12 protein-coding genes and 1 other RNA gene are annotated in these 21,138 nt (G+C 46.4%); 7 read left to right on the top strand and 6 right to left on the bottom strand.

The window, feature by feature from the left end:
- Positions 1–149: 149 nt before the first annotated feature.
- The gene (locus tag EJL04_RS07330; protein WP_021855396.1) at positions 150–1,667 is read right to left on the bottom strand and encodes a DUF4301 family protein; all 1,518 of its coding nucleotides are present in this window, start codon (positions 1,665–1,667) and stop codon (positions 150–152) included.
- A gap of 351 nt (positions 1,668–2,018) precedes the next feature.
- Here EJL04_RS07330 and EJL04_RS07335 point away from each other — a divergent pair, with 351 nt between their 5' ends.
- Entirely contained in the window at positions 2,019–4,229 is a 2,211-nt protein-coding gene (locus EJL04_RS07335) for a RelA/SpoT family protein (RefSeq protein ID WP_125104533.1), read from the top strand.
- Positions 4,230–4,480: 251 nt separating this feature from the next.
- Here EJL04_RS07335 and EJL04_RS07340 read toward each other — a convergent pair whose 3' ends face one another.
- Positions 4,481–4,957: a DUF4252 domain-containing protein gene (locus tag EJL04_RS07340; protein WP_125104534.1), complete on the bottom strand. Its 477-nt coding sequence runs from the start codon at positions 4,955–4,957 to the stop codon at positions 4,481–4,483.
- Between the two features lie 245 nt (positions 4,958–5,202).
- Here EJL04_RS07340 and EJL04_RS07345 point away from each other — a divergent pair, with 245 nt between their 5' ends.
- Positions 5,203–6,489 carry an IS1380-like element ISBf11 family transposase gene (locus EJL04_RS07345; RefSeq protein WP_125104535.1) on the top strand — a complete coding sequence of 429 codons (1,287 nt, stop codon included), beginning with the start codon at positions 5,203–5,205 and terminating at the stop codon, positions 6,487–6,489.
- Positions 6,490–6,831: 342 nt separating this feature from the next.
- Here the strand turns inward: EJL04_RS07345 and EJL04_RS07350 are convergent, their stop codons facing one another.
- On the bottom strand, positions 6,832–9,123 hold the full coding sequence (locus EJL04_RS07350; RefSeq protein ID WP_053398630.1) for an NADP-dependent malic enzyme: 2,292 nt from the start codon (positions 9,121–9,123) through the stop codon (positions 6,832–6,834).
- A 155-nt stretch (positions 9,124–9,278) separates the two neighbouring features.
- On the opposite strand from EJL04_RS07350, the gene EJL04_RS07355 reads away from it, so the two are divergent.
- Positions 9,279–9,917, top strand: coding sequence for a TetR/AcrR family transcriptional regulator (locus tag EJL04_RS07355; RefSeq protein ID WP_021855392.1), 639 nt, complete (start codon positions 9,279–9,281; stop codon positions 9,915–9,917).
- A gap of 938 nt (positions 9,918–10,855) precedes the next feature.
- Here EJL04_RS07355 and EJL04_RS07360 read toward each other — a convergent pair.
- The 3 genes from EJL04_RS07360 to ssrA all read right to left on the bottom strand — a co-directional run bounded on the left by EJL04_RS07360 (position 10,856) and on the right by ssrA (position 15,345).
- Positions 10,856–12,448: a glycoside hydrolase family 28 protein gene (locus EJL04_RS07360; protein WP_338142711.1), complete on the bottom strand. Its 1,593-nt coding sequence runs from the start codon at positions 12,446–12,448 to the stop codon at positions 10,856–10,858.
- A 463-nt stretch (positions 12,449–12,911) separates the two neighbouring features.
- The gene (locus tag EJL04_RS07365) at positions 12,912–14,630 is read right to left on the bottom strand and encodes a glycoside hydrolase family 43 protein (protein ID WP_125104536.1); all 1,719 of its coding nucleotides are present in this window, start codon (positions 14,628–14,630) and stop codon (positions 12,912–12,914) included.
- Between the two features lie 314 nt (positions 14,631–14,944).
- Positions 14,945–15,345: a transfer-messenger RNA gene (gene ssrA, locus EJL04_RS07370) on the bottom strand.
- 244 nt (positions 15,346–15,589) lie between these two features.
- On the opposite strand from ssrA, the gene EJL04_RS07375 reads away from it, so the two are divergent.
- From EJL04_RS07375 to EJL04_RS07390, 4 genes are read left to right on the top strand one after another with little or no spacing between them, the layout of a single operon-like run.
- Entirely contained in the window at positions 15,590–16,177 is a 588-nt protein-coding gene (locus EJL04_RS07375; protein WP_053398628.1) for a sugar transferase, read from the top strand.
- A 17-nt stretch (positions 16,178–16,194) separates the two neighbouring features.
- Positions 16,195–18,765 carry an SLBB domain-containing protein gene (locus EJL04_RS07380; protein ID WP_125104537.1) on the top strand — a complete coding sequence of 857 codons (2,571 nt, stop codon included), beginning with the start codon at positions 16,195–16,197 and terminating at the stop codon, positions 18,763–18,765.
- Positions 18,766–18,776: 11 nt separating this feature from the next.
- The gene (locus EJL04_RS07385; RefSeq protein WP_021855386.1) at positions 18,777–19,817 is read left to right on the top strand and encodes a chain length determinant protein; all 1,041 of its coding nucleotides are present in this window, start codon (positions 18,777–18,779) and stop codon (positions 19,815–19,817) included.
- Positions 19,795–21,132 carry a lipopolysaccharide biosynthesis protein gene (locus EJL04_RS07390; RefSeq protein ID WP_021855385.1) on the top strand — a complete coding sequence of 446 codons (1,338 nt, stop codon included), beginning with the start codon at positions 19,795–19,797 and terminating at the stop codon, positions 21,130–21,132. Before EJL04_RS07385 ends, EJL04_RS07390 begins: the two co-directional genes overlap by 23 nt.
- The last annotated feature ends 6 nt before the right edge of the window (positions 21,133–21,138 follow it).

Genomic DNA, 21,138 nt, shown 5'->3' on the forward strand with positions numbered 1-21,138 from the left:
AGCTAATTATGAAACGTAGTTCAACATTAGCTATTTATAAATTATGAAACGCAGTTCAGTGTAGCTAATTATAAAACAAAAAATATATTATATAATAAAGAAAAATAGAGAATTGGGCATGTAAAGAATCCCAATTCTCTATTTTTATCTTATTGATGCTGCTCGCGAAGAAGGTCGTTGACGGTCTTTACGGGGTTGAATGTTGACAGAGGAACTTCTACGAACACGGTGTTCCAGTTGCTCATGGCACCATTCCACAAGCCCGGCAACTCGAGAGCCTTCAGCTCCTTGCCGTTCTTGCTCTTGCTGCTGATAAATCCTGTTGTCTTGTCAACATAGTCAGGCAGATTGAACGGCTCGCCCTTATAATTCTTAACGGCACAAACGAGGTCAACGGGATTGAAGTGTGTGCCCTCGGTAAACATCTTCATGTATTCGGTGTTGCTCTTGTCAATCTGGCTGCTCTCAAGTATCTGCAGACTGATGGTGCCGTCCTGATTGTAGGTAAGGAACGGACCTCCGCCCGGCTCGCCAACGTTCTTTACAACTCCGCAGACACGGATAGGACGGTTGAGCTTTGAGCGCAGATAGATAACGAGGTCGGCATCCTCAAGATTCTTGATGTCTGGCTTGCGGCAGCACAGATCGTTCTGAACGAAACGTATGATTTCTTCAATCTGTGAATTGCTATACTCACCGCTGTCGAGCAGGCGCAGATAGCTGAACACCTTCTCCTGCAACGTTACAAGAATTCCGGCAATGAGCTGCTTGTAGGTTACGGTGTCGTTCTTAAGACGGTCGGGCACAACGTTGTCGATGTTCTTTACAAAGATTACGTCGGCGTCGATGTCGTTAAGATTCTGGATGAGAGCGCCATGACCTCCGGGACGGAACAACAGAGAGCCGTCGGCATTGCGGAACGGAGTGTTGTCCGGGTTGGCGGCAATAGTGTCGGTGCTGGGCTTCTGCTCAGAGAAAGAGATATTGTAGTTGATGCCGAACTTGGCAACATATTTGTCTTTCTTCTCAGCCACCTTCTTCTCAAACAGAGCCTTATGCTCATGGCTTACGGTGAAGTGAACATTAGCCTCGCCTGCGCTTGACGCATATAATGCTCCCTCAACAAGATGCTCCTCGAGAGGAGTGCGCACGCCGTCTTCATATCTGTGGAAGAGCAGCAGGCCCTTAGGCAGCTGTCCGTAGTTAAGGCCCCTAGACTCTAGCATATTGGCAACAACAGCCTTATAGTTGCCGGCAGCAACAAGGGCTGCGATGTCCTTGCCCTCATTCTTTACGCAAGCTGCGTTAAGCTCATCATAGAAAGCAAACTTCTCTATGTTGTCGAAGAATTTCTTTTCGAAGTCAGTACGCGGTTCGTCATAGTCAGCGCCGAGAAAAGCGAACATATCCTTGAACATACGGCTGGCAGCTCCACTGGCAGGAACAAACTTTACGATCTTCTTGCCTTCTGCCTTATAGGCTTCCCACTTTGCGATATAGTCGGCACGCTCACTGTCGGCAGGAGCAATGACGCCACGGCCTATGCCTGCTGCTGCCTCGAGCTTCAGGAAAGGAAAGCCTTTTTTAAACTCTTCGAGTTGGGTTGCTACTTGTTCTTCGGTTATGCCTTTTTCGGCAATCTGCTTTAAGTCTTCTGGTGATAACATAAGTATTATAATTTTATAAGGTTTCAGTAAATCAGTTACAAATATATAGTTTTTTTCTTAAAAAACATAACTTTAGATATTAAAAAGTTATTACTTATTGTCAGAAATGCCTTATTATTTAATTTATTTGAAAGAACATCCGAAAATATCAGGAAAAATGTGTAAGTTTGCATAACAATGTACTCCGGCAGACCATGAAAAGTTGCCGTGCAAAGGCATTATTAACCTGTAAGCATACACGCCGGCACGCATGCTGAAACATGGAAGACAAGCCAAAGCCGGACATTTAAAGATAGATTCATCAACGGCAGACGCCAACAGGCGGCAATGCCCTTAACATACAAGAAGGATATGGCTGAAAAACTGTTCTTTACCCAAAAAGAGAGAAACGACATTGTAAACATAATACGCGGACTGCGCGAGAACGCACACGGCATGCTGAAAAGAGAAGACGAGAAAAACGTCTTCAGGCATCTGAAAACCGCTCTCGAAAACGACCTTATACAGCGCGATGTGTTTGGAATGAACCCCATACTGCTGAGTCTGCAGACCGCACAGATTGCCGTGAGCGAGATTGGACTGAAGCGCGACGGCGTGATGGCCATACTTCTATATACAAGCGTGGCTGAAAACGACAACTCGCTTGAGGAAATAGAAAAGAACTTCGGAAAAAACGTATCTACCATAATTCACGGACTCAGAAGCATACAGGAACTGTATAAGAAGAATCCGGTGATAGAGAGCGAAAACTTCAGAAACCTGCTGCTGTCGTTTGCCGAGGACATGAGGGTGATACTGATAATGATTGCCGACAGGGTGAACCTGATGAGGCAGATAAGGGACACCACAAACACTGAGGCAAAGATGAAGGTGAGCGAGGAGGCAAGCTATCTGTATGCCCCGCTGGCACACAAACTGGGACTGTATAAGCTGAAAAGCGAGCTGGAAGACCTGAGCCTGAAATATCTTGAGCACGACGCCTACTACATGATTAAGGCGAAACTCAACGAGACAAAGAAAAGCCGCGACGCTTATATAGAAAAGTTCATAACGCCTATAGACAAGAAGCTGAAAGAGGCCGGACTGAAGTTTCACATGAAGGGACGCACAAAGAGCATTCACAGCATCTGGCAGAAGATGAAGAAACAGCAATGCGGCTTTGAAGGCATATATGACCTGTTTGCAATAAGAATAATACTCGACTCGCCGGCAGAACTGGAGAAGATGCAGTGCTGGCAGGTGTTCGCCATAATAACAAACATGTATCAGCCTAACCCGAAACGTATGCGCGACTGGCTGAGCGTGCCTAAGTCGAACGGATACGAGAGTCTGCACATAACCGTGCTCGGACCTGAAAACAAATGGGTGGAGGTGCAGATACGCACAGAGCGCATGGACGAGGTGGCAGAAAGAGGACTGGCTGCCCACTGGAGATACAAGGGTGTGAAGGGCGAAAGCGGACTTGACGAATGGCTCAACAGCATCAGAACGGCGCTGGAGAACAAGGACGACCTGCAGGTGATAGACCAGTTTAAGATGGATCTTTATGAGGACGAGGTGTTTGTGTTTACGCCCAAAGGCGACCTTATGAAGTTTCCGAAAGGAGCCACCGTGCTCGACTTTGCCTACCGCATACACTCTAACATAGGCAACCACTGCACGGGAGCAAGGATAAACAACAAGGCGGTTACATTCAGATACATACTGAAAAACGGCGACCAGGTGGAGATTATGACGTCGAGCACGCAAAAGCCGAAACAGGACTGGGTGAACATCGTGAAGACAAGCCGCGCAAAGTCGAAGATAAGAATGGCCATAAAAGACCTTATGGTGAAAGACGGAGCGTATGCAAAGGAGATGTTTGAACGCCGACTGAAAAACCGAAAGATCGACTTTGACGAGAGTGCCGTGTCGCACCTGATAAAGAAACTGGGATATAAGGAGGCAAACGACTTCTACAAAGACATGGCTGACGGAAGCCTCGACGTAAACCAGACAATAGAAACGTATCAGCAGGTGCTGATGTTCGACAACAACACCGCACCAACGGCTCCGGCAAGAAGTGCGAAAGAGTTTAGCTTTGAGAACCCCAACGAGGAGATTGCCTACTCGAACGACGACGTGCTGGTGATTGACCAGAACCTTAAAGGCGTGGACTATACGCTGTCGAAATGCTGCCACCCGATATACGGCGACGACGTGTTCGGATTTGTAACCGTGAACGGCGGAATTAAGATTCACCGCACCGACTGCCCCAATGCACCCGAGCTGAGAAAGCGATTCGGCTACAGGGTGGTGAAGGCGATGTGGAGCGGAAAGGGTAAATCGCAATACTCTATCACGCTGAAGATTATAGGAAACGACGACATAGGCATCGTGAACAACATAACGAGCATTATATCGAAAGAGGAGAACATCATGATGCGCAGCATAAACATTGACAGCAACGACGGACTGTTCCGCGGTAATCTCGTGGTAAACGTGGAGGACACATCGAAACTGGAACAACTGATAAAGAAGCTGCGCAACGTGAAGGGCGTGAAGCAGATTATAAGACTGTAAGAAGAATGAGGGTGTGGCAGCGATGCCGCACACAATGAAGACATACAAAAGGCTATGATGCCTTGACTATAAAAAGGAAACGGACAAATGCACAGGCACAACAGCCGGCATTTGTCCGTTTTTATATAAACCTTTCTTTAACTTAAAACACAATAGGTTATTAGCCCGCACACAGCATTATCTGTTTTGTGCATTCATGCTTTCAGCCGTCTACTTGCTGAAGAATATGCGGAGCAATGACCTGTTTACGGTTAAAGAATCTGCTGCAGCATGTCTTTGTTCAGGAGCTTCATGGCGTCCTCCTTGCTTATCTTGCCGGTAACGTCGATAAGGGCACAATCTTCATCGTCTGAAAAGGCGATGAAAAGTTCGGTAACATAGTCGCCCTCACACTTGCCGAATACTTTTATGGTGTCTGATTCGTCAACGAACGAAGCCATAGCTTCATAAGATTCAGAGTCTATCTCTCCCACCCTGTCGTTGAATGTCTTTATCTGCTCGTCGGTGCCCTCAGACAGCAGGACGAGAGTGCCGCCGTCAAGATTAGACAGGAGAGCCTTGACATTTTCAGGCATGGCGGCAGCCTGCGCTGCAATAAGGTCCTTGCTGAGCGTTATGGCCTGCGCACCTGTAGACTTTGTGATCTCGTTGATTACCTCTTGTGTGCTTTTGGCAAAGCCGGCCATGCAGAACATTGCTGCCAGCGCCAGAATAAACAGCTTTTTCATAATAGTGTCGTTTTGTTGTTAATTATGTCATTTGTTTCTATTGTCATAGACGTATGACAAGGCCGTCAGTGACATGAAAGATAAAGTTTTTCACACTTTTTATATTATACCTAAATTCCGCAGCATTTTAGTTTAACTTATTTTATAAGTACCTGAGCAACAAAAAGTTGCTCAGGATTTTGCTATGTCAGATTTTTCACCTATCTTAGTGTTGCAAATCAAAATATGTATCAAACCCGACAGACATGGCAAAGGTAGCAATAAAATCTGAGAAACTCTCTCCTTTTGGAGGAATTTTTTCAATAATGGAGCAATTTGACTCCAATCTCTCATCTGTAATCGACTCAACCCTCGGTATGAGATGCAGGCTGTATGGTTATCAATACAGCGAAATCATCCGTTCGCTTATGAGCGTTTATTTCTGTGGCGGCTCATGCATAGAGGATGTCACCACTCATCTGATGTACCACCTCTCGCTTCATCCGACACTTCGCACATGCAGTGCCGACACGATTCTCAGAGCCATAAAGGAACTGACCCAGGATAACATTTCCTACACATCCGACACTGGCAAGACCTACGACTTCAACACGGCAGACAAGCTGAATACACTGCTCCTCAATTGCCTATTGTCCACAGGGCAACTGAAAGAGGGCGAGGGGTATGACGTTGACTTCGACCACCAGTTCATAGAGGCTGAGAAGTATGATGCGAAGCCTACATACAAGAAGTTCCTTGGTTATCACCCTGGCGGGGCGGTTATTGGCGACTTGATTGTCGGCATTGAGAACAGCGACGGCAACACAAATGTCCGTTTACGCCAGAAGGACACGCTGAAGAGGTTCTTTGAAAGGTTTGAACAGAACAAGCTTATTATCAACCGTTTCAGAGCTGATTGCGGCTCGTGTTCTGAAGAGATAGTGGAAGAGATTGCTAAACACTGCAAGACCTTCTATATCCGTGCCAACCGATGCAGTTCGCTCTACAATGACATCTTTGCCCTCAGAGGTTGGAAGAAAGTGGAATTGGGCGGCATTGAGTTTGAGCTGGCCTCCATTCTCATCGAGAAATGGAAAGGGAAGGCATACCGTCTTGTGATTCAAAGACAGAAGCGGATAGACGGCGAACTCGACCTGTGGGAAGGAGAATACACCTACCGCTGCATCCTTACAAATGACTACGAGTCTTCCGAGAAAGAGATTGTCGAATTCTATAACCTCCGTGGAGGGAAGGAACGCATCTTCGATGACATGAATAACGGATTCGGCTGGAACAGGCTTCCAAAATCCTTCATGGGAGAAAACACGGTGTTTCTTCTGCTTACGGCACTCATACGCAACTTCTATAAATTCATCATGGCGAGGCTTGACGTGAAGAGGTTCGGACTCAAAGCAACAAGCCGCATCAAGGCGTTTGTCTTCAAGTTCATCTCTGTGCCAGCCAAATGGGTCAGGACATCAAGGCAGTATGTGCTGAATATCTATTCATGCAACAACGCTTATGCTGATGTGTTCCAGAATGACTTTGGATGACACCGACAACTTATGGTCGTGATTTTGCGTATTGCCTCAAGTCGCATGGTGGGGTAAGGGGATTTAATGCGTCTTTGTGGCGATTTTTGCTGCGTTGCACCCTCTTTTGCCACAGTGTCGCTACCTTTTTGACCTCTGTGTCATCTTATGAGGGCGGTTGCGGATTTGAGGTTATACACACCTCATTCAGTTAAAGCCGCCAGGCATGGCGTTGCCCTGACATAAGGCATAAGCCCAAATCAGCAATCAGGATTTGGGGTAAAACGGACGACGGCTCCGATGACATGTAGTTACATCATTGGAGCCGTCATACATAATGTTATATCGCAGGCAGCTGCGCCGTTATTGTCTGTTCTCCTTTATCTTCTGCACGTAAGCGTCGATAACGGCCACGGCAGTGATGTTGACAACATCGCGTACGCTGCACTCGAAGTCGGTGAAGTGTATAGGCTTGTTAAGACCCATCTGGATAGGACCGATAATCTCAGCGTCAGAATTCATTGCACGCAACAGCTTGTATGCGTTGTTGGCACTGCTTAGGTTAGGGAACACAAGCGTGTTGACATCCTTGCCCTTAAGGCGCGAGAACGGATACTTGGCGTCGCGCAACTTGTTGTCGAGAGCAAAGTTTACCTGCATCTCGCCGTCGATGGCCAGGTCAGGATAACGTGTCTGCATAGCCTCAACGGCAGCATGAACCTGAGCCGGACTGCCTATCTCGTCGGAACCGAAGTTTGAATAGCTTATCATGGCTATCCTCGGCTCTTCGTTGAAGAATCTTACGGTCATTGCGCTCAGACGTGCAATGTCTACGAGCACGTCCTTGTCGGGATGGCGGTTGATAAGCGTGTCGGCCATGTAGAACACACCCTTCTTGGAGTTGATGATATGCATCGTGCCAAAATGGTTGTATCCGGGCTGTATGCCGATAACCTCCTTTGCCACCTTGATGGTGTTTGAATACTTGGTGTAAAGACCCGTGATGAAGGCGTCGGCCTCGCCGGTCTCAACCATCATCATACCGAAATAGTTGCGCTCAAACATCTTGTCGTTGGCTTCCTGGAATGTGTAGCCCTGGCGTTTGCGCTTCTCGGCAAGTATGCGTGCATAGCGCTCACGGCGGTCGTTCTGGTTGTCGTGGCGCAGATTTACTATCTCTATGCCGTCGAGATTAAGATCGAGTTCCTTGGCAAGCTTCATTATGCGCTCGTCGTTGCCCAGCAGGATAGGCTGGCAGATGCCCTCGTTCCTGGCCTGTACGGCAGCCTTGAGCATCGTAGGGTGTATGCCTTCGGCAAAGACTACGCGCTGCGGGTGCTTGCGTGCTGTATCATAAAGCTTCTGCGTGAGCTTGGTTTCCTGTCCGAGCATCTCGCGCAGATGGTTCTTGTATTCGTCCCAGTCGGTTATCGTGGTGCGTGCCACCCCACTCTCTATGGCTGCCTTGGCAACGGCTGCCGACACTTCGGTGATGAGGCGCGGGTCGACAGGTTTCGGAATGAAGTAAGACGGACCGAAAGTAAGGTTGTTTACCTGATATGCGTCGTTAACAACATCGGGCACAGGCTGCTTTGCCAGGTTGGCAATGGCGTTGACGGCGGCAAGCTTCATCTCCTCGTTTATGGCAGAGGCATGAACGTCGAGAGCGCCTCTAAAGATATACGGGAAGCCGATAACGTTGTTAATCTGGTTAGGATAGTCAGAACGGCCGGTAGACATGAGCACGTCGGGACGGCTGGCCATGGCTTCCTCATATGAAATCTCGGGCACGGGATTAGCCAGGGCGAACACAATGGGCTGGTCGGCCATAGACCTTACCATGTCCTGAGTGAGCACGTTGCCCTTGGAAAGACCGACAAACACGTCGGCTCCCTTTACAGCCTCCTCGAGTGTATGCACGTCGCGGCGGTCGGTAGCAAAGAGCTTCTTCTGCTCCGTAAGGTTTTCGCGGTCGCTGGTGATAACGCCCTTAGAGTCGAGCATCACGATGTTCTCGCGCTTTGCGCCGAGAGCCATATACAGCTTTGTACATGATATGGCTGCCGCACCTGCTCCGTTGACAACAATCTTAACCTTTGATATGTCCTTGCCGTTCACCTCGAGAGCATTCTTCAGTCCGGCGGCAGATATGATGGCCGTGCCGTGCTGGTCGTCGTGCATCACGGGGATGTCGAGCGTGCGCTTCAGTCGCTCTTCGATGTAGAAACATTCAGGAGCCTTTATGTCTTCAAGGTTGATGCCGCCGAACGTGGGGGCTATCTTCTCTACAGCCTCGCAGAACTTTTCGGGGTCTTTTTCGTCAACCTCAATGTCGAACACGTCGATGCCGCCATAAATCTTAAACAAGAGTCCCTTGCCCTCCATGACGGGCTTGCCGCTCATGGCTCCGATGTCGCCCAGACCGAGCACGGCGGTGCCGTTGCTTATCACGGCAACAAGATTGCCCTTAGCGGTGTATTTATACGCGTCATCGGGAGTTTTCTGTATCTCAAGGCACGGAAACGCAACGCCCGGCGAGTAAGCCAGACTAAGGTCGGTTTGCGTACTGTAGGGCTTTGTCGGTTTAACTTCTATTTTTCCGGGTTTCCCGTTCTTGTGATATGCAAGAGCGGCCTCTTTTGTTATGTTTACCATAGGCGTTTTCTGTTATCTTATTTTGTATTGTCTTTTACCTTATAACCATTTCACTTTATCATGAAAAGTCATGCAAATGTAATAAAAATAAAGGAAAGCAAATAGTTTTTTTTAGAAAAATTATTAACTTTGCAAATAAAATAAGAATAGTGTTTATGCGCAAAACAGGCAACATAACAGTTTATCGTGAAAATCTGAAAACAAGGATACTCGAAACGTCGATGCAGCTCTTCAAACAGAAGGGAATCAGGGCTGTGAAGATGGACGATATTGCCACGGAAATGGGAATATCCAAACGCACCCTGTATGAGATTTACAGCAACAAGGAAGACCTGCTTTACGAGTGTGTAAAGCACGACTCTGAGAAGATGACCAAGCAGCTGCAGGAGTATGCCGAAAAGACGGACAACGAGATGGACGTCATAGCCTTCTTCCTTAAAGCCAAGCTGAGAGACCTGGGAACCATCAATCCGCGCTTCTTTCTTGAAACGCAGAAATACTCTAAGATTGTAGCTTTTCTGCAAGAGTATAACGAGAGACAGCGCGCCAACTCGTACCTCTTCATGAAGAAAGGCATAGAGCACGGATTCTTCAGGGGCGACATCAACTATGACATCGTGCACAAGATGAGCGACGCCGCTATGAACTATGTTATGCAGACAAAGATGTACCGCAAGTATTCGCTGAAGGAGATATTCCACACCTTCATAACGGTCTACATGCGCGGGTGCTGCACAAACAAAGGGCTCGACTATCTGGAGAAGTATATGGACGAAAGCAAGATAAACAAATAGGACACCGACAAGAGAATGACGCTGCGCGGACGGCGGCCCAAGGAGCAGGACAACAAAGATAAGATTCAGGACGAAGCGCAACAGGAGGGCTTAAAATCCGAGAACGATCAGTATACTAAAACAATTCAGCCACATACGCAACCGCATCAAGGAAGCAAAGGAAAATCATAACATCAGCAGAAAACGGCATACGCAACCGTGACGTCTCTACACACGGAGAGCATCAGCGCACCCATGAAAAGACATTATAAAATGGTGTGCGACAACGGTCTGTGCATGCTGACATATTGCCGGCACGGCGGACACGGTGCTTACGTTGTGATTTCTGTCAACGCTCCAGAATCTTGCTATTATAAAATTTCTTTCAACAGGGCGTAAAATACCGCTGTTTTTGTGTGCAAGCGTAAACTGCTATACAGCAACATGTTGGCACGTCAAAGAGCATCAGTGTGCATTTTTCTTACACTAAAACAGCGGCATTTTGCCTCAAAATTCACTCATGACACAAGGCATAACGCATGGCAAAAGGTGGCTTTTTAGGATGCAAAAGGCCACAAACGGCAACACGAAAGGCGGCATTTTGCAGACCGGGATGCAGCCGGATGCACAAAAGCGGCATATTATCGGGCACATATTTTCTATTTTGTCTGAAAATCCATACAAAGGCAAAATATCATTATGAACGGCATAAGCCTCAATATGCTTACACTTATCAATATTCAAATGTCCCAATCATAAACCAACACTTGCCAAAGAATGGCATACCGTCAATACACACGGAAACCCAGACAGAAGCATGCTCAATATAAAAACAAAAATCCTGCGGATAATAATTGACCTATTTAGGATAAAAAAGTAACGCTCACACAGGAGCCAAGCCTGCATGAGCGTTTCAGTCACTATGTTTAAACAGAATTAAAATATATAAAAACAAAACACTAAAGTTTGTTCAATCCCGGCTTGCAGACCATGTCTGCCCCATTGCTGCGGATGACTATGCCCGAAGCCTTGCTGCCCTTTATGTCCATGTTGAGCGCGCCGTCGGGCACATAGAACGTAACATTGTCGAAGAGCACGTTGCGGCTGTCGTCTATCACCATCGTGTTGTCAGTAGCCTGTATCTCCATGTTGCGCAGCGTCAGTCCGTCGGCATCGTTGAGCGTCTTTATTATCCTGTTGGTCCTGACACTGCCGTTCTCAAGTAGCACGCCAGAACACGGAATCTCTGGTATGCCGTTGACGGTCATTAGCCTGTCGGCCGACTCAACGATGAAGTTGCGTATGGTTATGTCCTTAACCGTAGGCGTAAGCGGAGTGATGTCGAGCGGCGGATAGCGGCGCGCAAGCTCACCCATATACATCTTTGAACCGAGCAGATCCCACGTGAAAGCCTCACGCACGTTCACCAGTCTTATGTTCTCATAGGTGATGTCTTCAACGGTGCCGCCGCGGTTGCGCCTTGTCTTGAAGCGGAAACCCGTGCGTGTGCCGTAGAACACGCAGTCGTGAAGATACACACGGCGTATGCCTCCTGCCGTCTCGCTGCCGCAGGTGATGCCTCCGTGACCGTCCTTGGCGAGACAGTAGCGTATGAGCACGTTCTCCGTAGGACGGTTGACGCGCAGTCCGTCTTCGCATCGTCCGGCCTTCAGCGTGAAGCAGTCGTCGCCGCAGTTGAGCGTAGAGTATTCTATAAGCACGTTCTTGCATGAAGAGATGTCTATGCCGTCACCGCTCGGCACGTCTGTAGAGTTTACGGTTATGCCTCTTATTATCACGTTCTCACAATAAACGGGATTAACGTTCCACAGAAGGCTGCGCTCGAAGGTTACGCCCTCAACGAGCACGTTCTTGCAGTTGATGGGCGAAAACGACTTGGGACGGTAGAACGTGCGGCCTTCCTTGCCGTCGCACAGACGCTCTTTCACAGGCATGCGGTAGTCGATGTCGTTCTCAACTACGCTTTTGCCGTTAGGAAACTTGCGCATGGGCACGTCCATCGGCGGCCCCATAATCACGCCTTTGCCCGTAAGGGCTATGTTCTTTGCACCGTTGGCATATATAAACGCACCGGCACCCATAACCTCGACGCCCTCATGGCGCGTAAACACGGCAGGCTGATAGTCGTCCACCTCGCCAGAGAACTCTATCACGGCACCTTCATCCAGGCGAAGCTCCACGTTGCTCTTCAGTTCTATTCTGCCTGAATACCACTTGCCGGCAGGCACAACCACGGTGCCGCCGCCATGCTTAGAGAGGCGTTCTATCTTTTCATTGATTGCAGGAGTTATCTTGCCCGATGCCGAAATGTCGGCCTTGCCCACGGTTTCGCGGCGGTCGGGAAATTCGGGGCGCCTTATCTTCTTCAGCTTGAAGGGCGCTTCGTCTACAGGAGCTATGCCGGCAGGCATTGCGGCTGCTCCTACGTTCTCTTTCTCTGGCACTACAATAGTGTTGCCGGCATCAGCCCCGTTGGCGAACACCGGCAACATTAAAATTAATGATAATAAAGATTTTGCGTATCTGTCCATTGTTATGTTTCTTTTAAAGAAAGAACGTAAACAGATTTAATTTGTAACGTTATTTATGCTGACAATTTTCACAGAATGTTTCTATTTTGGTTAATGTTTCGCATATTTTAAGCCAAATCGGTTATTTTAATCCGACCTTATTGTCGTTTTGACATTTAACCGACTGCCGTTTGATTCTTTGCGAACACTGCGGGCAATGTCAAGAAAAGGCAGACGGCAAGACGCCAACAGAAAGCAATAAGACAGCCGGAAGCCTCAATCTGCAGATAGAAGTAAGACAATGACCGATTTTAGACTTGACGCATTTATCTTCAACATGCATCCTTCAGAAACAGTCTGTAAGGCTGTCAATGTGTTGTTTCAGTCTGTAGGCCAGACCGTTATTTATATAAGGCAGGCAGTGCCCCGGCTGTTTCAACCATGCCAGAATGCATCCGGACTGCACTGCCTTTACCATTATGTATTATCCGCGTGTGGCATACAGGCCGATGGTGGTGCCTGTAAATCCGCCGGCGTTGCGTGTCGACAGGAAACCGGCGTCTACGTTGTTCTTCAGCAGTTTCCATTCGCCTTTGCCCACTGCATAATAGAAGTCGAACGTCAGACCGCGTGAAACAATCTTCAGGCGTATGTCCTTGTCGGCATTTGCGAGAGCCGAACTTGCCAATATTTCGTCTTTGCCCCCGTCAGCTGTCTTTCTAAGTTCAACGGCCTTGCCTGCTGACGTCTTGGCAACGCAAAGCAGATACTGATGTGTCTCGTCCTTGAAGAGCAGCATGCCTGCGCGCTCGTTTACAGTCTGAGGCTCGAATACCAGACGTGAAGAGCACTCAAACTTATGATGCTGTATGCGGCGGCCTACGTATGCAGGAACAGCTTTCTCGGCAGTTGTAGTCTCAACGCACTTCATTGACAGATAACCGGGCACGGCATTTGTGCTGCAGATAGAGTCAACAGGACCGCGAAGCGAGAACCAGTCGAGCGACAGTGTCTTTTCAGAGAAATCGTCGTTGTATGCAAAATTACCGAAGGTTACGTTCTTTCCGCGTACAGCTCCCTTTACATTGCCTGTCATAGGCACGGTTTTTCCCTGTTCAAGTATGAGCGGGAAACCTTCGTCAGTCCAGCTTACAGGCAGGAGGAATGTCTCACGTCCAAGATTCTCAAACTTGCCCTCACACGGACGGCATGCAAGGAACACAGCCCACCAGTCGCCGGAAGGAGTCTGCACGAGGTCGGCATGACCTGCACATGTAACAGGGTCTATGCGGTTAGGATCAAGGTCGCGCTGAGTAAGTATAGGATTCTTCTTGGCAGGAACGAATGGTCCAAACGGGCTGTCGCTTCTGAAAATCACCTCTGAGTGCATGTCGCTGGTGCCGCCTTCGGCCGACATCAGGAAATATTTGCCGTTAATCTTATACATATGAGGACCCTCAATCCATATCGGCTTGTCCTCCGGATGCACGCCCTTGTTCACGAGAATCTTCTCAGGACCAACAGTCTTGTCGGTATTTACGTCAAATTCGCGCACGCGGATAGCCCTGTGGCCGTCGTATTCAGCCTTGCCTTCGGGTTCGTCATTGTTTACGATATAGGCCTTACCGTCGTCGTCAAAGAAGAATGAGGGGTCTATGCCTTTTACATCAGGCAGACGGATTGGCTCCGACCATGAGCCGAACGGATCTTTTGTCTTAACGAAGAAGTTGCCCCACCCCACGTTTGTGGTTATCATATAAAAGGTCTTGTTGTGAGGATTATACGATATTGCAGGAGCAAAGATACCTGCTGAAACCTTCTGACCGGCAAGAGGCAACTGCGACGGACGGTCGAGGATATAGCTGATCTGCTTCCAATTTACGAGGTCCTTGCTGTGGAACAACGGCACTCCGGGATAATAAGAGAAGCTTGAAGTTACCATAAAGTAGTCGTCGCCGACACGGCAGATGCTCGGATCAGAATACCATCCGGGAAGTATCGGATTGTAGAATCCGCCCTCGCCTTCGAGCTTCACTTTCTTATAGATGTCGTCATCTCCACTATAACTGAAATAATCGAACAATGCCGTATGGGCAACAGTGGCAGGCGCCTTTGCGGCACTTGCAGCTTGAGCGCCGGCTGTCTGTGCCGAAAAGGCAAGCAATGCAGACGCAAGAATGCAGCTAATTTTAGTTTTTTTCATATCTCTATATATCAGAATATTAAAGTTTTTCATGTCCATGCATAGGTCTTCGCCATAGATATGCGCCATCCGCTTATGGCTTATGCCGTAAAAGACCTGTACCGAGTACAAAGGTAAAAACTATAATCAATTAGCGCCCCACTATTCGTCACAAATACATTAATATTTGTTTCATGCACATAATTCATCACCATAAAACACATGAAATCAGGACAAAACAGAGATTTTCATACTAAATCTGCAAGTTCAGGAAAGATTACAGATATGCCGTAAAGTAAACAAAAAGGCGGCGTAATAAGCTTACACCGCCTTTTGTGTGGAGCTGGAGGGATTCGAACCCTCGTCCAAACAGGGAAACCATACGCTTTCTACACGCTTATTCCGGCCTTCGGTTTTCGAGCTGCAGCAAGACCCGGACCACCAACTGCAACCTTATCCCCTAAAACTTCATCTTGAGTGCGGGGCCGCACAAGACTATTTCCGATTTAACCGCACCGCTTTACCGAAACGCTTCGGAACAACAGCTTTCGAGCAGTGTCTCGTCCTGTCACCTTGTGACTGGATTAAGCCGATAATCTACTATGCTTCGATTAGGCAGCGAGAGCGTATTTGTTTTCGCCAGATAAATTTTTGACCGCTGAGATTTAGGAGCCAACAGACGACGCTCCGCGTGCTTACGTACCATTCCAACCCGCTGTCAAATCCGGTCAACCCCAATCTGCCAAACGTGCCGGAGCTACGTTTTATCCGTGCAAAGATAACTCTTTCTGTAAGAATACGCAAATTTATGGCTATTTTTTCAATAATCAGAGAGCAACTAACATTTTTTTCAAATTATTTGTGTTACCTTTGCAACAAATTTGAATATTTGGGGTTATTATAGAGAAACAATATTTTTTTAGAAGGTGAACAACGTCTATACGAAAGAGGCGGACTGCATAAGCTGCAGCCATGATGCTATGAATGCTACACAAAGGGCAATAAAAAGGGCTTTCGACTTTATATCAGCCTTTTTAGGACTGATTATATTATCACCATTGTTCCTCATTATATATATAATGCTCAAAAGACAAAAGAACGGACCTGCAATATTCTCGCAAGAACGCATAGGATACAGAGGCAAGCCGTTTACCATATATAAATTCAGAACTCTCAGCAAGGCTGAGGACAAACCACAGCTGGTGGCTAAATGTGATGACAGCAACTCGACCAAAACCGAAAGATTTTTAAGAGAGCATCATCTTGACGAGCTGCCACAGCTTTGGAACGTGCTTATCGGCGACATGTCGCTCGTAGGACCACGCCCTGAACGCAAGTACTATATCGACCAGATAATGGAAATAGACAATTCGTATGTGCTAATATATGAAATGAGGCCCGGACTGACATCCGAGGCGACATTATATAATGGCTATACTGACAGCATGGAAAAGATGCTGAAACGTCTGCAGATGGATATTCATTATCTCGAGAACCGCTCGCTGGCGCTCGACTTCAGCATAATAATGCGTACAGCCGCAAGTATAATTAGTGGCAAGAAATTTTAAGTGGAAATTAATTTAATATGAAAAAATATATCATTCTTTTCTTATTCGCACTGCTGTTGCCTTGTTATGCAACAGCACAATCGTCAATGACAGACGAACAGATACTGAAATTTGTAATGAAAGAAAACGCCGAAGGCACATCGCAGGCGCAGATTGTAACAAAACTGATGCAGAAAGGCGTAACTATAGAACAGATCAGGCGCGTAAAAGACAAATATGAACGTCAGGCAAAAAACAAAGGCCTTGGCACCGTAAGCAGCAAAGACTCGGAAGAAGATAACGGACGCCAGAGAAAGAATAACGGAAAGAAAGGCTCAAGCAAAAACGACGATGACGAAGAATCACCGCAATACAGAATAAAAGATACAAGAGAAAAGAAAAAGAGCAAATCAAAAGAAGTTGTCTATGACGAGACAAACGAAGACTGGCTGATGATGCAGGATGAGCTGAACACATTCATCCCTGACACAACGGCCATGCTGGAAAAGCTCCTTGCAGAAAAAAGAAAGAAAAAAGTGTTCGGACGTGATATCTTCAACAACAAGGACCTTACGTTCGAGCCCAACATGAACATCGCCACCCCGCAGAATTACATTTTAGGCCCGGGCGACGCTGTTTATATCGACATATATGGCGCATCACAAAAGACTATAGAAAGCACCGTTTCACCCGACGGAGAAGTAACAATAGAAGGTTTCGGCCCCGTACAGGTAAGCGGTCTGACCGTGGCACAGGCAAATGCACGCCTGCGCTCTACGTTAGGAGCAAGATACAGCAGTTCGAAGATAAAGCTAACTGTTGGTCAGACACGCTCGATAATGATTAACGTGATGGGTGAGGTGAAAAACCCTGGAACCTACACTCTTCCTGCGTTTGCAACAGTATTCCATGCCTTGTATATGGCAGGCGGTACAAACGATATAGGTACGATGCGTAACATCAAGGTATACAGAAATAACCGACTGGTGTCTGTTGTGGACATCTATGACTATATCCTGAACGGAAAACTCACAGGCAACGTCAGACTTGCCGACAACGACGTCATTTCCGTTGGTCCTTACGACTGCTTGGTAAATATTACCGGAAAGGTGAAAAGACCGATGTACTATGAAATGAAGCGAAACGAAAGCGTTGGTACCTTGCTGAAATACGCCGGAGGATTTACAGGAGATGCATATAAGAAATCTGTACGCATTGTCAGAAAGACAGGAAGAGAATATTCTGTCTACAACGTTGATGAATTTGACATGAGTGCATTCCATCTTGCAGACGAGGACTCTGTAAGCGTTGACTCTATCCTGCCCCGCTTCTCTAACATGGTTGAGGTCAAGGGTGCCGTGTTCCGTCCCGGAATGTATCAGGTAGGAGGCGACATCAACAGCGTAAAAACACTTATCGAACACGCCGACGGTCTCCGTGAAGAAGCCTTTACTGCACGTGCCGTAATGCACAGGATGAAGAAAGACCGTACACTCGAGGTCGTTCCTGTTGACGTGGAAGGCATATTGGACGGCACCGTTCCTGACATACCTATACAAAACAATGACGTGCTGTTCATCCCGACTAAACAGGAGATGATGGAGGAACAGACAATCACAATACACGGAGAGGTGCAATACCCGGGTATTTACAGATATGCCGACAACGAAACCCTTGAGGACTTCGTCTTGCAGGCAGGAGGCTTAAAGCAGACAGCCTCAACAGTAAAAGTGGATGTGTCAAGACGAATTGTAAACCCGAAGGCACTGACAACTGACTCAGTCATTGCCCGCACTTACACATTCGCCCTGAAAGACGGTTTTGTGATTGACGGCACACCCGGCTTCAAGCTCATGCCGTTCGACGAAGTGTATGTCCGCAAGAGTCCCGGCTACTACAAGCAGCAGAATGTTGTCGTTGAAGGCGAAGTAATGTTCAGCGGTACATATACGCTCTCTAAGAAGAATCAGCGTCTGAGCGACCTTATAAAGAGTGCCGGCGGCGTTAACGGCCGTGGCTATGTTGCAGGTGCACGCCTCGAAAGAAAGGTGAACGAGAGCGAACGCGCACGTATGGAAGCCGTGCTCAAAAAAGCCAAGGAAGAGGCAGAACAAATGGAAATAGAAGCTGCTAAGGAAAACAAGAAAATAGATCTTAAAGACAGCGAGAAAATCAAGAAATTTGAAATACCTGAGTTCTATTCTGTCGGAATAGAATTAGACAAGGCCCTAGCCAACCCCGGATGCGATGCAGATATCGTTTTGCGTGAAGGCGACAAAATCATCGTACCGCAATATAACGGAACAGTAAAGATAAACGGTGCTGTGATGTATCCTAACACCGTAGGTTTCCAGAAGGGCAAGAAGGCTAAATATTACATTAACCAAGCCGGCGGATTCAGCGAAAAGGCAAAGAAGAGCCAGACATACATTGTTTACATGAACGGCACTATTGCAAAGGTTAGCCAAAATGCCAAGCCAAAGCCCGGATGTGAAATTGTTGTACCTGAAAAGGAAATCAACAAGATGACTATTGCTGAAAAGATGACTATCGGAACATCTGTTGCATCAATAGCAACAATGATTGCGACACTGGCAAATATATTGTAAAAAATAAAAAAATGGTTGAGAATATAGAATACAAGCTCAGGGAAATAGACCTGAAAAAGCTTCTTAACAGAATAAAGACACATAAGAAATTATTTATAATAAATCTTTCTGTTGCATTTGTTGTAAGTGCATTCTTAATTTTATGTGTTCCGAGATTCTATGTCTGTGAAGTTAAACTGGCACCAGAAACCACCACTCCAAATATAGGTGGCCTTGGTGCCTTGGCGTCGAGCTTCGGCCTAAACATGTCTAATATGGCAAATCAGGATGCCATTGTGCCAGAACTGTATCCTGACCTGATGGAATCTGCCGACTTTCAGACAAGCATGTTCCCCATTAAAATAAAATCAAATGACGGGAAAATAGAAACTACATATTACGAATATCTTGAGAAGTACCAGAAATCAGCATGGTGGGAAAAGATAATAGGTTTTGTAAAAGACTTGTTTAAAGACGAGGATGCTGAAGGCGGAGCTAGCGCAATGAAAGTCAATCCTTTCAAAATGACAAAAAAGCAAAACGACATAGCCAAACTGGTTGGGCAAAAGATTAAATGTAGCGTTGACAAGAAGACCAGTGTCATCACTATAAACGTAGAGGACCAGGATCCTTTGATCTGTGCCACCATAGCAGACTCTGCAAGGGTAAAACTGCAGCAGTTCATCATAAAGTACAGAACAAACAAGGCACGTATAGACCTGGAGTACACAAAAAATCTGTATCAAGAAGCTAAAAGACAGTATGAACGTGCAAGACAGGTATATGCGGTGTTCTCTGATGCCAATCAGGACTTGGTGCTTGAAAGCTACAAGGCAAAACTGGAAGACCTTGAAAACGAGATGCAGCTGCAGTACAACAACTATCAGCAAATAAGTCAGCAGCTTCAACTTGCAAAAGCGAAATTACAGGAAAGGACGCCTGCGTTCACAACACTACAGTCGGCATCTGTGCCACTTAAGCCTACAGGCCCCAAACGCATGGTGTTTGTTGCGTTCTGTATGATTCTAACATTCATAGGAACATCTGTCTATGTTTTCAAAAAAAATATTTAATGGTAATGAACGCACAGCTTTAATAAAAAAGAACATTGCCGGTTCCATACTTATAAAAGGCTGGAACTGCATTGTTCAATTATTGCTCGTGCCCATTACATTAAATTGTCTGAACCAATACGAATATGGAATTTGGCTTACCATCAATTCCATTTTGTTATGGATAGACCAATTTGACATAGGCCTGGGAAACGGACTCAGAAATAAGCTTGCAGAAGCATTAGCAAAAGGCGACAAGGAAAAAGCCAGAAGGCTTGTCAGCACAACATTCATGATGCTGATCATTATTGTAATACCCATTGTTCTCATTTTAAGAATAATAATTCACAATATTGACCTTCATTCGCTATTGAACATAAACAGCGCCACAGTACCAAACTTAGAGGGTATATTTGTTATTTCCATTGTATTTGTAGGCATAACATTTATCTTCAAATTTATCGGAAATGTCTATCTTGGGCTTCAACTTCCGGCAATAAACAATCTCCTAGTTGTTTCCGGCCAGACGCTGGCACTGATCTGCATATTTGTTTTGTCGCTAATATATAAGCTCACATTATTCGACGTGGCCTGCATCTACACATTGTCGCCCTTGATGGTCTACCTGATTTCGTATCCGCTGACATTTTGCAGATACAAATATCTAAGGCCTTCATTCAGGCTGTTTGATAAAACGGAGCTTAAAGAACTGTTCTCACTAGGAATATTGTTCTTCATTGTTCAGATATCAGGTCTGATAATATTTGCCTCTTCAAACGTACTGATTACGCGCATATTATCTCCGGCAGAAGTTACGCCATACCAGATTTCATACAAATACTTCAGTCTGACGATAATGGTGTTTACAATCATCACCGCACCGCTCTGGTCTGCAACAACTGATGCGTATACAAAGAATGACTGGAAATGGATAAACAACATGATGAATAAGATGAATAAAATAATGCTGGCGTTTCTCGTTCTTCTGATACTGATGCTCGCATCATCTGAATTCATCTATAAAATATGGATTGGCGGTAAAGTTGAAATAGGCTATCTGCTGTCTGCATTAATGGCAATATATATGTGTGTACTTATTTACAGCACATGTTACTCTAACATACTCTTCGGAATAGGAAAAATACGTCTGATTACAATAATAACAGCGTTAGAAGCTATAATATACATCCCGTTGGCTATATTCTTAGGCAACAGATTTGGTCTTTACGGCATCATCAGTGCACTGATATCCGTTAATCTGATATGCACTATATGCAATAAGATTCAGTTTGAAAAGCTGGCAAACAATAAAGCAACGGGAATATGGAATAAGTAAATAAAG

This window comes from Prevotella marseillensis (assembly GCF_900625065.1).
In the GTDB taxonomy this organism is placed as follows: domain Bacteria; phylum Bacteroidota; class Bacteroidia; order Bacteroidales; family Bacteroidaceae; genus Prevotella; species Prevotella rara.